The organism is Litorivita sp. NS0012-18 (assembly GCF_040371945.1).
Lineage (GTDB): Bacteria > Pseudomonadota > Alphaproteobacteria > Rhodobacterales > Rhodobacteraceae > Litorivita.
The window spans coordinates 544,406-556,487 of sequence record NZ_BAABWS010000001.1 but is presented as its reverse complement, the minus strand read 5'-3'; the positions used below and the strand labels follow the sequence as shown (position 1 = coordinate 556,487).

The 12,082-nt window shown below is 61.2% G+C and carries 9 protein-coding genes; 4 read left to right on the top strand and 5 right to left on the bottom strand.

Annotated elements, in window-relative coordinates:
- Positions 1-132 precede the first annotated feature (132 nt).
- Positions 133-1,413, top strand: a complete 1,281-nt coding sequence (locus ABWV64_RS02645; RefSeq protein ID WP_353342726.1) for a DUF3422 family protein — start codon at positions 133-135, stop codon at positions 1,411-1,413.
- Here ABWV64_RS02645 and ABWV64_RS02640 read toward each other — a convergent pair.
- The 4 genes from ABWV64_RS02640 to ABWV64_RS02625 form a co-directional block, all read right to left on the bottom strand.
- Positions 1,349-2,410: a YeeE/YedE family protein gene (locus ABWV64_RS02640; RefSeq protein WP_353342725.1), complete on the bottom strand. Its 1,062-nt coding sequence runs from the start codon at positions 2,408-2,410 to the stop codon at positions 1,349-1,351. The two genes, ABWV64_RS02645 and ABWV64_RS02640, sit on opposite strands and share 65 nt — an antisense overlap.
- Positions 2,411-2,644: 234 nt before the next feature.
- Positions 2,645-3,592, bottom strand: a complete 948-nt coding sequence (locus ABWV64_RS02635; RefSeq protein ID WP_353342724.1) for an ABC transporter permease — start codon at positions 3,590-3,592, stop codon at positions 2,645-2,647.
- Positions 3,585-4,592, bottom strand: a complete 1,008-nt coding sequence (locus tag ABWV64_RS02630) for an ABC transporter permease (RefSeq protein ID WP_353342723.1) — start codon at positions 4,590-4,592, stop codon at positions 3,585-3,587. Before ABWV64_RS02630 ends, ABWV64_RS02635 begins: the two co-directional genes overlap by 8 nt.
- Before the next feature lie 94 nt (positions 4,593-4,686).
- Positions 4,687-6,384 (bottom strand): peptide ABC transporter substrate-binding protein, encoded by a 1,698-nt coding sequence (locus tag ABWV64_RS02625; RefSeq protein ID WP_353342722.1) that lies wholly within the window; start codon positions 6,382-6,384, stop codon positions 4,687-4,689.
- A 317-nt stretch (positions 6,385-6,701) separates the two neighbouring features.
- Here ABWV64_RS02625 and ABWV64_RS02620 point away from each other — a divergent pair, with 317 nt between their 5' ends.
- The 3 genes from ABWV64_RS02620 to ABWV64_RS02610 are packed head-to-tail and all read left to right on the top strand — an operon-like array spanning position 6,702 to position 10,862.
- Positions 6,702-8,522 carry an ABC transporter ATP-binding protein gene (locus ABWV64_RS02620; protein ID WP_353342721.1) on the top strand — a complete coding sequence of 607 codons (1,821 nt, stop codon included), beginning with the start codon at positions 6,702-6,704 and terminating at the stop codon, positions 8,520-8,522.
- Between the two features lie 6 nt (positions 8,523-8,528).
- A complete protein-coding gene (argE, locus tag ABWV64_RS02615) occupies positions 8,529-9,695 on the top strand; it encodes an acetylornithine deacetylase (RefSeq protein WP_353342719.1) in 1,167 nt (388 codons plus the stop codon).
- A 3-nt stretch (positions 9,696-9,698) separates the two neighbouring features.
- A complete protein-coding gene (locus tag ABWV64_RS02610; protein ID WP_353342718.1) occupies positions 9,699-10,862 on the top strand; it encodes a M20 aminoacylase family protein in 1,164 nt (387 codons plus the stop codon).
- Between the two features lie 95 nt (positions 10,863-10,957).
- On the opposite strand, the gene moaA is transcribed toward ABWV64_RS02610, so the two are convergent.
- A complete protein-coding gene (gene moaA / locus ABWV64_RS02605) occupies positions 10,958-11,989 on the bottom strand; it encodes a GTP 3',8-cyclase MoaA (protein ID WP_353342717.1) in 1,032 nt (343 codons plus the stop codon).
- Positions 11,990-12,082: the final 93 nt, after the last annotated feature.

The following is a 12,082-nucleotide window of genomic DNA, read 5'->3' as shown; positions in this document are numbered from 1 at the left end:
GCGCAAGCGAGGCGGGTTTGGCGGCGATTGTATACCGCTGTATTCATATAAGCTATTGATATCAGGACAAAATGCCCCGTATGCGGTTCGGCTTTGCTCTGATAAGACCGATCCATGAACAGGAGATCCCCAATGGCCCCCATCCTTGATCATCCGCTCCGCTACGGGCTTGCCAATGAATTGCACGCACGGCCTTTTCCCGCGCTCGATGTGCCTTGCACGGCGGTCTATATCGCCATCAAGCGGCCCAAGGGCGCGGCGGCGCGAGATCGCGGCGCGGATATGGCGCATTTGGTTGCGCTGCTTGACCGGTTCGGCGCGCCGCATCCGCAACCGGAGGCGACGCATTATTCGGGGCAGATCGGGCGGCATACGATCAAATGGGAGCAGCATACCGAGTTTGTGACCTATACGGCCTTTTCATCGGGCTTGTCCGAGCGGCCTTTCGATCCGGCGGATTTCGATGTCTTCCCCGCGGCTTGGCTTGAGGCGGCGCCGGGGGTGCGAGTGACATCGGCCTTGCTGCGCATTGCGCCTTGGGCGAGCAAGGAGGATGCGGCGGGGAAGCTCAAGGAATGGTTTGTGCCTGAAAGTCTTGCGGCGAGCCGTGTGCTTGGTGATGCGGCGGTGGCGGCGGGGGATTTTCGCATCGATCCGGCGGGGCATTTGCGGTTTGCGATCTTTGTCGCACCCGATACGGGCCGCCGCCGCGTCGGACGGATTGTGCAGCAGGTGTGCGAGATCGAGACCTATAAGGCCATGTCGATGCTCGGCTTTGCCCGCGTCAAGGAGATGGGCGCGGCCATGGCGGAAATGGACGGAAAGCTGGCCCATCTGATGGGGGCAATGCGCCAAGCCGAAGCGCCGGCCGAGGAGACACTGGCCGAGCTTTTGGAGGTTTCGGCGCAGCTGGAGGATATGGCGGCGCAGGTGGCGTTCCGCTTTGGCGCCACGGGGGCCTATGAGGCGATCGTGCAGCAACGTATCGAGGTCTTGCGCGAAGAGCGTTTCGACGGGCGCCAGACCTTTGCCGACTTCATGCTACGCCGCTATGATCCCGCGATGCGCACGGTGAAATCTGCGCAAAGCCGTTTGGCGGCAATGGCGGATCGGGCGATGCGGGCGGGGGATTTGCTGCGCACGCGGGTCGATGTGGAGCGCTCGGCGCAAAACCAAATGCTGCTCGAAAGCATGGACCGGCGCGCGGATTTGCAATTGAACCTGCAAAAGACGGTCGAGGGATTGTCGGTCGTGGCGGTGAGCTATTACGCCGTGAGCCTCGCGGGCTATTTGCTCTATCCCCTTGCCGCGCCTTTGGGGCTGAGCAAGGGGGAGATGTTGGCGGCGATTACTGTGCCGGTTGTTGCTGCGGTGTGGTGGATGCTGCGCCGCGTGCGAAAGCGCCTTCATTGAGCCATTTCGCCGCGAGATAGCCGCCAAGCGCGACCGAGGCGATGGCGAGCAGCGCGGCGATGGAGAGCGTCGGGATGCCCGACAGGCCCGCACCCACGGTGCAGCCACCAGCGAGCACGCCGCCCACGCCCATCAGCGCTGCACCGGCCATATAGCGGCCGGTTTGGGCGGGGCTTTCAAAGCTGGCCCATTGGAACTGCCCGCGCAGAAGAGCGGCCCCAAGCGCGCCGAGGAGGACGCCGCCCAACAGGCCGGTGCCAAAGCCTGCGGGGATCGAGGTGCTGGCCAGCGTCCAGAACAGGGTTTCGGCGGCGGGGGAGGTGAAGGAGAGGCTTTCCATCGCGACGGGATCAAAGTCGTCATACAGGATGAACCCCGTGCCGACCCACGCCAGCGGAACCAAGGCGCCCAAAAGCAGCGAAGGCACCAGCAAGCGCCACGACAGCCGCGCGCGATAGGCAAGCCCCGCGCCGATGGTGGCGATGATCAAGGCCCAGATCAATCCATTGCCGGGCAGGGCGGCATTTTCAAGCGGCAGGGTCACGGCGCCAAGCGTGGTGCGAAGAGGTGCCAGAACGCCCTTGAGCGTCGCGTGGGCCACAACAGCAAAGACCACAATCACCAAAGCGGCGCGCAGGTTTCCCGAGGCGCTCAGAACCGTCAGGCGCGAGACACAGCCGCGGGTGAGCACCATGCCGATGCCAAAGGCCAAACCGCCCAAAAGGATCGCGGCGTAGGGCAGATCGGCGGCCATAAAACGGTGCGCGTCAAACGAGATCAAACCCGCGAAGATCGCCGCTTGCGTGCCGAGCGCGGCGACAGCCAGCGCGGCGAACCACACGCCCGCCGCTTGGCGGCGGTCCTCGCCCATCACCGCGCGGCGAAAGCAAAAGCGGGTGATTTGGGCCAAGGCGCCAAATGCGACGCCAATGAGCAGGGCGAAATAGACGGCGGCCTGCGGTGCGGTCAGGTTTTCAAAGCCAAAGGATTCGAACATTTGGGTGCTCCGATATCGGGAATATATTCCTCATGAGGCGCGAAGCGCAGCAAATCAAGGGGATTTGCCGGTTTGGATGAGCGTTGAAGCGGAATGCTGTTCTCGGGCGGCGGCGCGCGGCGAACGGCGTTCTTGGCGCGATGCGCGCGGCGGGACAGGGGGGTAGGCGCGCCGCGCCGCGCCGCATAGCTGTTCCTTTTTGAATGTATCGCCCGAAGCGGCGCTTTTGGCGCCTTAACGGCCGCGGATCCGCGGGTCGAGCGCATCGCGCAGACCGTCACCGATGTAGTTCACGGTCAGAACCGTCAGCGAGATCGCCACGCCGGGCCAGATCACCCGTTCGGGGTATTGCTGCAGGTAGTCGGTCGCATCGAACAACAGCCGCCCCCATGTGGGAAAATCGGGCGGAAAGCCGAGGCCAAGAAAGCTCAGCGCGCTTTCGGTGATGATTGCATTGGCGATGCCCAGCGTCGCCGAGACCATGATCGGGCTCATGACGTTGGGCAGGATATGACGCGAGATCATCTTGGCGTTTGTGGTGCCGGAAGAACGGGCGGCGAGGATAAATTCGCGCTCTTTGAGCGCCAAAACATCCGAGCGCACGATCCGCGCCGTGGGCATCCACGAGGTCACGCCAATGGCGGCGACCATAAGGATGAAAATCCCCGTTTCCGGCCCGAAGGCCGAAGAGAGCGGATCGCGAAACAGCAGCACCATCACCAGCATCAAGGGCAACAGCGGCAGGGCGAGGAAAAGATCGGTCAGCCGCATCAATAGTCCGTCGAGGGCGCGAAAATACCCCGCCAGAACGCCGATGAAGCTGCCGAGGAACAGCGCCAAAAGCATGGCAGTGACGCCGACGGCCATGGTGATACGCCCGCCTGCGAACATGCGCGCCATCGTGTCGCGGCCAAGCTGGTCTGTGCCAAAGGGATGGGCCAGCGAGGGGCCTTGGTTGCGGGCGCGGATGTCAATATATCCAGGGTCCAGCGCCCATAGCATCGGGCCAAAGATCACCGACAAGAGGATCAAGATGAAGACGATGGCGCCCGCCATGGCGCCTTTGTGGGAGCGAAACTGTGCCCAGACGTCCCACCATTGCGACCGCGGCGGGGCGGAGGGGACGGCGTCGCTGAGCGCCGCGATGGCGCTGGCGGTGTTGCTGCGGGTCGGGTCAGTCATAGCGGATCCTCGGGTCGAGCACGCCGTAGAGCACATCGGCGATCAAGTTGAACACCACGATCAGCACGGCGAAAATAAAGGTCAAAGTTTGCACCATGGGCAGGTCGTTGGCTTCGATTGCGGTGATCAAAAGCTGTCCCAGCCCGTTCACCTTGAACACTTGTTCGGTGATGATCGCGCCGCCAAAGACCTGCGGCACGCCAAGGGCGATGACTGTCACCACAGGGATCATCGAATTGCGCAGCACATGCGAGAGCACCACGATGCGTTCGCCCAGCCCCTTGGCGCGCGCGGTGCGCACGTAGTCTTGGCCGAGGTTGTCGAGCATGGAGGCGCGCATAAAGCGGCTGATTTGTGCGGCGTTATAGAGGGCCAGAACAAAGACCGGCATAACCATCTGGCGGATCTGCATTTTGAAACTGGCCCAATCGTTGACCACCAAAGTGGTGTCGTAGATCGAGGGGAACCATCCCAGCTGCACCGAAAAAATCACGATGAGCAGCACGCCGGTAAAGAAGGTCGGCACTGAAAAGCCGACCATCGAGATGAATGTGCCGATCTGGTCGAACCATGAATATTGCTTGTAGGCCGAGTAAATCCCGATCGGCAGCGCGATGAGCACCCCGACGATATAGCTCATGCCCACCACCCAAAGGGTTTGCGGCATACGCTGCGCGACGATCTCCATCACGGGGCCGCGGGTTTGCCACGAGATTACCCGCTGCTGGCCTTCGGCGAGCGAGGTGTTGAAGAGCACGTCGAACAAATGCATCGGCTCGATGATGAAGAATTGATAGAGCCAATTGCCAAATCGGATATGGATCGGCTTGCCGAGGCCGAGCGCCTCGCGCATGCGCTCTTTGACCTCTGGCGGCACGGTCAAGGGCACCTGTGCCATCGGATCACCCGGGGCGAGTTCGAGCAGCAAGAAGATCACAAGGCTGATGAACAAAAGCGTCGGGACGGCAAGGACCAATCGTCGAATGGTAAAGGTCAGCATATACGGCGCCTTTGCAGGTCAGTCTGAAGGGGGGAAGGGGAATGTGCAAAAGGGCGCGCCAACTCCAGCGGCGCGCCCTTGATAATGCGTTGGATTACTTCACACGGTGCCAGTCGGCGGCATTCCAGATTTCGGAATCCCATGTGTTGAGCACCACGCCGCCAAGGCTGTTGGCATGGGCCGAGACACGGCCGCGATCCACCAGCGGGATGATGACATAGGCCTGCATCAGCATGTCGTTCATCGCTTTGGCCAATTCGGCGCGCTTGTTGATGTCGCCGGTTTTTGCCATCTCGGCGATCAAAGCGTCATAGTCTTCCGAGCAAAAGCGCGGCATGTTGTTGCCTTGCCATTGGGTTTCGGGGCGCGGGAACTCGTCGCAGGCCCAGTTGGCCATATAGGCTTCGGGGTCGGTGCCGTCGAAGTTGTTGGCATACATTTCCACATCGGCCCAGAACTTTTGGAAGGTGTCGGGCGATCCGGGATCACCGCCAAAGAAGACCGAACCGGAGATGTTGCGCAATTCGGTTTCCACGCCGATCTCGCCCCACCACTGTTTGAGCAGGGCTTGGAAATCCTGACGCACGGCGTTGGTCGAGGTCTGGAAGAGCATCGACAGGCGCACGCCGTCTTTGGCACGTACGCCGTCGGCGCCTTTGGCCCAACCTGCATCGTCGAGGATTTTATTCGCACCGGCGATGTCTTGGACAAGGCAGCCGTCATTGGCCGTCGAGGCATAGATCGCAGGGGCAGGCAGGACGTTACAGGTCGGACGGCCCGCATCGCCATAACCGATTTCGGTCAGCAATGTGCGGTCGATCGCCATCGAGAGCGCCTTGCGCACGTTGATGTCGGTCAAGAAGGGGTGCGGGTGTTTTGCGGTGCCGCGCTCATCGCCCAATTCCGCCGAAGGGTCGGTTTGGTTGACCTGGATTTGCTCGACCAATGTGCCAAAGCCCGAGACGATCTTGCCTTTGCCAGCGGCTTCCATCTTGGCCAGAACTTCGGGCGCAAGCTGCAGGTTCCACGCATAGTCAAACTCGCCGGTTTCCAGAACCGAGCGACCCGCTGCCGTTGCATCGCCGCCGCCCTTGAGGGTGACTTTGGCAAACGCCGGCTTGGCCGGATCGCGGTAATAGGGGTTGGCCTCAAGCTGGACCACATCGTTGGGACGGAAATCGGTCACCACAAAGGGACCGGTGCCGATTGGGCCATAGTTCGCATCGGTGCATTCGGGCATTTTCGGGCCCAAGCAGTCTTTGAACTGTGCCTTTTGCAAGATCGGCGATTGGGCGCCAACGAAGGGACCGTAGGGGAAGGGTTTGGCCACGCCGAATTTCACCACGACGGTCTGTGCATCGGGGGTTTCCACCGCCGTCACGTCAAGGAATTTCTCCGATTGGGCACAGCCGCCGCCCTCTGCGGTGCAATACTCCCATGTGAATTTGACATCCTCGGAGGTCACATCCGAGCCGTCCGACCATTTGAGCCCGTCCTTGAGCTTCCATGTGACGGAGGTCAGATCGGCCGAGACGCCGCCGTTTTCCACGGTGGGCACTTCATCGACGAGCCATGGCACCATTGCGCCGGTTTCATTGTAGCGCGCGAGAGGCTCGACCACCAAAGAGGCCGCCTCGAGGTCTTTGGTGCCGCCCGAAAGATAGGGCGTCATGATCGAGGGCGCTTGCCAATAGATGATTTTCACTTCGCCGTCGCTGCCGCGTTCGGCCATCGCCACAGGGGCAAAGGCGCTGGCTGCGATAGCCCCGAGAAGTAGGGATTTCAGGTTCATAACTCTCTCCATGTTGGACACGTCTTTATGCTTGCGCGTGTCTTAGGCGTGCGTGTGGGGGCGCTGCGGGCACGGTGTCGGGATTTGTCCAAACATTGCGCGCCGCCGGTTCGACAGACCGCTTGCGCCAATCGGATTCCCCCACGATTTCAGCATCGAAAACCGAAGCCGCGCAAAATGCAAGCAATTGATTTGACCAAATGGTCCACGCCGTCGCGGCAGCTTGCTACCGTAGTGATAGCGGTTTGACACTGCGGTGCCTGTGTCTATAGCGTCGGCAGGATAAATCGCCCCTCCTGTCACCGGATAGCTTGCCAATGCTTGATCAGCCCATTGCCGAAATTCGCTCACTGCGGGTTGAGTTTCAAACCAAAGACGGCCCCGTCGTGGGTGTCGAAGACGTGTCCTTTACGGTGGGCGCGGGCGAAACCGTTTGTATCGTTGGCGAATCCGGTTCGGGCAAATCGGTTTCCTCCTTGGCGTTGATGCGCCTGATCGAATATGGCGGCGGCACAATTGCGGGCGGCGAGATGCGGTTTCATCCGCAAGAGGGCGCCGATCTGGACCTTGCGGAGGCCGATCAAAGCCTGATGCGCACCATTCGCGGCAACCAGATCGGGATGATCTTTCAAGAGCCGATGACGGCGCTGAACCCTGTGTTCACCGTCGGGCGGCAATTGACCGAAGGGCTGCGGCTGCACAAGGGAATGACCAAAAAACAGGCACAGGCGCGGGCGCTCGAGCTTTTGCGCCAAGTGCGCATTCCCGAGCCGGAGCGCCGGTTGGCGCAATATCCGCATGAATTGTCGGGCGGGATGCGCCAAAGGGTGGTGATTGCCATGGCGCTGGCCTGCGAGCCGCGCCTGCTGATCGCGGATGAGCCGACAACCGCCTTGGATGTGACCATTCAGGCAGAGATTTTGGCCCTGATCGACCGGCTGAAGCGCGAAACCGGCACGGCGGTGATGTTTATCACCCACGATATGGCAGTGGTTGCGCAAATGGCCGACCGCGTTGTGGTGATGTTTCGCGGCAATAAGGTCGAAGAGGGCAGGGTCGAGGATATTTTCGAGCGGCCCCAGCACAATTACACCAAGGCGCTTCTCGCCGCTGTGCCCCGACTGGGCGAGATGCGCGGCAAACCCTTGCCCGAGCCGATGCGGCTCTTGGGGCAGGAGGGCCAAGAGATCAAACCGATCGCGGGCACGAACGAGCCTTTGTTGACGGTGAAAAACCTCACGACGCGCTTTGCCGTCAAGGGCGGGTTTTTCCGCCGCACCATCGCCAATGTGCATGCCGCCGAGGATGTGTCTTTTACCTTGATGAAGGGCCGAACGCTGAGCCTTGTGGGCGAATCCGGTTGCGGAAAATCCACCGTCGGCCGTTCGATTTTGCGGCTGGTGGAGCCGCTGTCGGGCGAGGTGCGCGTCGGCGAGCACGATATCATGCCGCTGGGCATGGGCGAGTTGCGCCGTGCCCGCCAAGACATGCAAATGATCTTCCAAGACCCTTTTGCCAGCCTCAATCCGCAAATGAATCTGGCCGATCAGGTCTCTGAACCGATGCGCAATTTCGGCACCCATAGCGGCGCGGATATGCAGGCGCGAGTCGCGATGTTGTTTGACCGTGTGAAATTGCCGCGCAGCTTCATGCACCGCTATCCGCACGAACTCTCCGGCGGGCAGCGCCAGCGCGTCGCCATCGCCCGCGCGTTGGCGCTCAACCCCAAACTCATAATCGCCGATGAAGCGGTCTCTGCGCTTGATGTGTCGGTGCAGGCGCAGGTCGTCAACCTGATGATGGAGCTACAGGCCGATCTGGGCCTGAGCTATCTGTTCATCAGCCACGACATGGCCGTGGTGGAGCGGGTGAGCCACGATGTCGGGGTGATGTATCTGGGCCGGATCGTGGAAATCGGCCCGCGCGCTGCGGTCTTCGAAAACCCCCAGCACCCCTATACCAAAGCCTTGATGAAGGCGGTGCCAATCGCCGATCCGCGCAAGCGTAAGTCTGAAAAAGACTTGAATTTCAAGCCGATCCCCTCGCCAATTCATCCGGTCGGCCATGTGCCCGAGCCAAGCCGTTACCGCGAGGTCTCTGCCGGTCATATGGTTTTGACCACTGATTCCGGATATTGATGCGACATGACGGATCGCCTGTCGCCGCTCGAGATCATGACCGCTCTGGTCGGCTTTCCCACCGTCTCCAGCGCCAGCAACCTGCCGCTGATCGATTGGGTCGAAGGCTACCTCAAGGACCACGGCATCATCGCCCATCGTCACTATGACGAGACGGGCGAGAAGGCGGCCCTCTTCGCCCAAGTCGGGCCTGCGATCGAGGGGGCGGTGGTCTTGTCGGGCCATACCGATGTGGTTCCCGTCGAGGGGCAACCATGGGCCGGTGATCCGTTTCGCGTGACCGAGCGCGGCGGGCGCTATTACGGGCGCGGGTGTTGCGATATGAAGGGCTTTGACGCGCTGGCGATCTGGGCTTTGGTCGAGGCGCAGTATCGCGGCCTCAAACGCCCGCTGCAAATCGCGCTTAGCTATGACGAGGAAACCGGATGCACCGGCGCGCCGCCGATGATCGCGGCGATGCACAATGTGCTGCCAAAGGGCGAGGCGGTGATCGTGGGCGAGCCGTCGGGCATGGATATCGTCACCGGCCATAAGGGCAGCGCCAGCTATGGCACCCATGTGATCGGCGTCGATGTGCATAGCTCGATGATGCATCGGGGCGTGAATGCGATTATGGAGGGGGCCAAGCTGGTCACTTGGGCCACGGAACAAAACGCCGCCAACCGTGCCAAGGCGCCGTCCGTGGTTGCAGCGATCTTTGATCCGCCTTGGACCACGGTGCATGTGGGCACGATCCGCGGCGGCACGGCGCATAACATCACCGCGCGCGATTGCTGGTTCGATCTTGATTTTCGGGTGTTGCCGGACGAGGATCCGGTCGCATGGCGCGCGGCCTATTTCGCCCGCGTGCAAGAGGTCGAGGCCGAGATGCAATCCGTCTGCCCGCAGGCGCGGATCGAGATCCAAGAGGTGTTTTCCATCCCGCCCCTGCGCCCCGAACCGGAGGGACGGGCCGAGGCATTTGTGCGGCGCATCACGGGGGCAAACGGATCGAAAGTCGTCAGCTACGGCACCGAAGCGGGGCATTTCCAATCTGCGGGCTATTCGGTGGTGGTCTGCGGCCCTGGCGATATTGCCCAAGCGCATCAACCCGATGAATACATAGAGAAATCCCAGCTTGAGGCCGGACATGCCTTTATGTGCCGCCTGCTGGACCAACTGGCGGAAGGATAATCCATGCCTGTCAAAAACCGGTTTGCCGAATTGCAAAGTGAAATCACGGCTTGGCGCCGCGATATTCACACCCATCCCGAATTGATGTTCGACACCCATCGCACCTCGGCTCTGGTGGCCGAAAAACTGCGCGCCTTTGGCTGTGACGAGGTCAGCGAAGGCATCGGGCGCACCGGTGTTGTGGGCGTGATCAAGGGCCGCAAGAACGGGTCGGGCAAGGTCATCGGGCTGCGCGCCGATATGGATGCTTTGCCGATCCTCGAGGCGACGGGGCTGGACTATGCTTCAAAGACCCCGGGCGCGATGCATGCCTGTGGTCACGACGGCCATACGGCGATGCTCTTGGGGGCGGCGAAATACCTCAGCGAGACGCGCAATTTCGACGGCACGGTGGTGGTGATCTTCCAGCCCGCCGAAGAGGGCGGCGGCGGCGGCAAGGTCATGTGCGACGACGGGATGATGGAGCGTTGGAACATCCAAGAGGTCTATGGCATGCACAATTGGCCCGGCATGCCGGTGGGCAGCTTTGCCATCCGCGAGGGCGGGTTTTTCGCGGCGACCGATGAATTTACCGTGACGATTGAGGGGCTTGGCGGTCATGCGGCGAAACCGCATGAAACCATCGATCCCACGGTGACGGCCTCGCATGTGGTGCTGGCGCTGCAATCCATCGCCAGCCGCAATGTCGATCCGACCGAGCAGGTCGTGGTTTCGGTCACATCGTTTCGCACGGAATCGGATGCCTATAACGTCATCCCCCAGCGGGTCGAGCTGCGCGGCACGGTGCGCACCTTGGACCGCGATGTGCGGCTGCAGGCCGAAGAACGGTTCAAAGCCTTGGTGTCGAATACGGCGGCGGCCTACGGGGCCAAGGCCGATATCCATTTCGAGAATAACTATCCGGTGATGGTCAACAGCCCCGAGCAAACCGGATTTGCCGCACAGGTGGCGCGTAAGGTCGCGGGCGATTGCGCCGAGGCGCCTCTGGTTATGGGCGGCGAGGATTTCGCCTATATGCTCGAAGAGCGTCCCGGAGCCTATATTCTGGTCGGCAATGGCGACACGGCGATGGTCCACCACCCCGAATATAACTTCAATGACGAGGCGATTCCGGCGGGCTGTAGCTGGTGGGCGGAGATTGCCGAGCAGCGGATGCCGATCGGATAAACGGCGTCGCATGGCCTGAAGGCACTGGCCTGCAATTGAAAACGCCCGCTGCGTCCATGGATGCGGCGGGCGTTTTGTCATTGCGGGGCGGTGGGTTAGCCGCCGGTATGGCTCATGTGGCGCGACATCTGGCCATCGACCACCTGCCGCGAATAATCGAAATCATGGCCCTTGGGCTTATGGCTGATCGCGTCGCGAATGGCGGCCTCCAGAACCGCCGCATCATTGGGCGCGCGGCGCAAAGGTGTGCGCAGATCGGCCATGTCTTCTTGGCCAAGGCACATGAACAGATCCCCCGTGCAGGTCAGCCGCACGCGGTTGCAGCTTTCGCAAAAATTATGGCTCAGCGGGGTGATAAAGCCGATCTTTTGCCCCGTCTCCTCAATGCGCACATAGCGCGCAGGACCGCCGGAGCGCTCGGCCAGATCGGTTAGCGTGTAATGCTCCGCATAGGTGGCGCGCAGGTCCTTGAGCGGCCAATATTGGTCCAAACGGTCCTCGTTGCCGATGTCGCCCATGGGCATGACCTCGATCCACGTCAGATCCATATCGCGCGCCGCGCACCATTCGGTGATCGGGATAAGCTCGCTCTCGTTAAAGCCTTTGAGTGCCACGACGTTGATTTTGACACGGAGCCCCGCGTTTTGCGCCGCATCGATCCCGCGCAGCACCTGATCCAGACGGCCCCAACGGGTAATCTCGGCAAATTTCTGCGCGTCCAGCGTGTCGAGCGAGATATTGACCCGTTTGACCCCTGCCGCAGCCAAGGGGGCGGCGAATTTCTCTAGCTGCGATCCATTGGTCGTCAGCGTCAATTCCTTGAGCGCGCCGCTTTCCAGATGCCGCGTCATCCCCTCGAAAAACGTCATGATGCCGCGCCGCACCAATGGCTCGCCGCCGGTGATGCGCAGTTTCTCGACGCCCAGCCCGATAAAGGTCGAACACATGAAATCCAGCTCTTCGAGCGTCAATAGCTCTTTCTTGGGCAAGAACGTCATGTTTTCCGACATGCAATAGACACAGCGAAAATCGCATCGATCCGTGACCGAGACGCGCAAGTAGTTGATTGCGCGCGCAAAAGGATCGATGAGCGGTGCCAAGTCAGGGGCGGTATTTGCATGTGTCATTGGGCGAAGGTAGGGGCGCGCGCGCGGCGGGGCAAGTGCGATCTTGGTGCTGCTATGGGTGCTGTTGTGGGTGTTGTTTTGGCGTGGGTTTCA

Bases quoted from the DNA above. Each gene is read 5' to 3' on its own strand.
- ABWV64_RS02610 (WP_353342718.1), top strand. From the start codon at position 9,699: ATGCCTGTCAAAAACCGGTTTGCCGAATTGCAAAGTGAAATCACGGCT.
- ABWV64_RS02630 (WP_353342723.1), bottom strand. From the start codon at position 4,592: ATGCTGACCTTTACCATTCGACGATTGGTCCTTGCCGTCCCGACGCTT.
- ABWV64_RS02625 (WP_353342722.1), bottom strand. From the start codon at position 6,384: ATGAACCTGAAATCCCTACTTCTCGGGGCTATCGCAGCCAGCGCCTTT.
- moaA (WP_353342717.1), bottom strand. From the start codon at position 11,989: ATGACACATGCAAATACCGCCCCTGACTTGGCACCGCTCATCGATCCT.
- argE (WP_353342719.1), top strand. From the start codon at position 8,529: ATGACGGATCGCCTGTCGCCGCTCGAGATCATGACCGCTCTGGTCGGC.
- ABWV64_RS02640 (WP_353342725.1), bottom strand. From the start codon at position 2,410: ATGTTCGAATCCTTTGGCTTTGAAAACCTGACCGCACCGCAGGCCGCC.
- ABWV64_RS02620 (WP_353342721.1), top strand. From the start codon at position 6,702: ATGCTTGATCAGCCCATTGCCGAAATTCGCTCACTGCGGGTTGAGTTT.
- ABWV64_RS02645 (WP_353342726.1), top strand. From the start codon at position 133: ATGGCCCCCATCCTTGATCATCCGCTCCGCTACGGGCTTGCCAATGAA.
- ABWV64_RS02635 (WP_353342724.1), bottom strand. From the start codon at position 3,592: ATGACTGACCCGACCCGCAGCAACACCGCCAGCGCCATCGCGGCGCTC.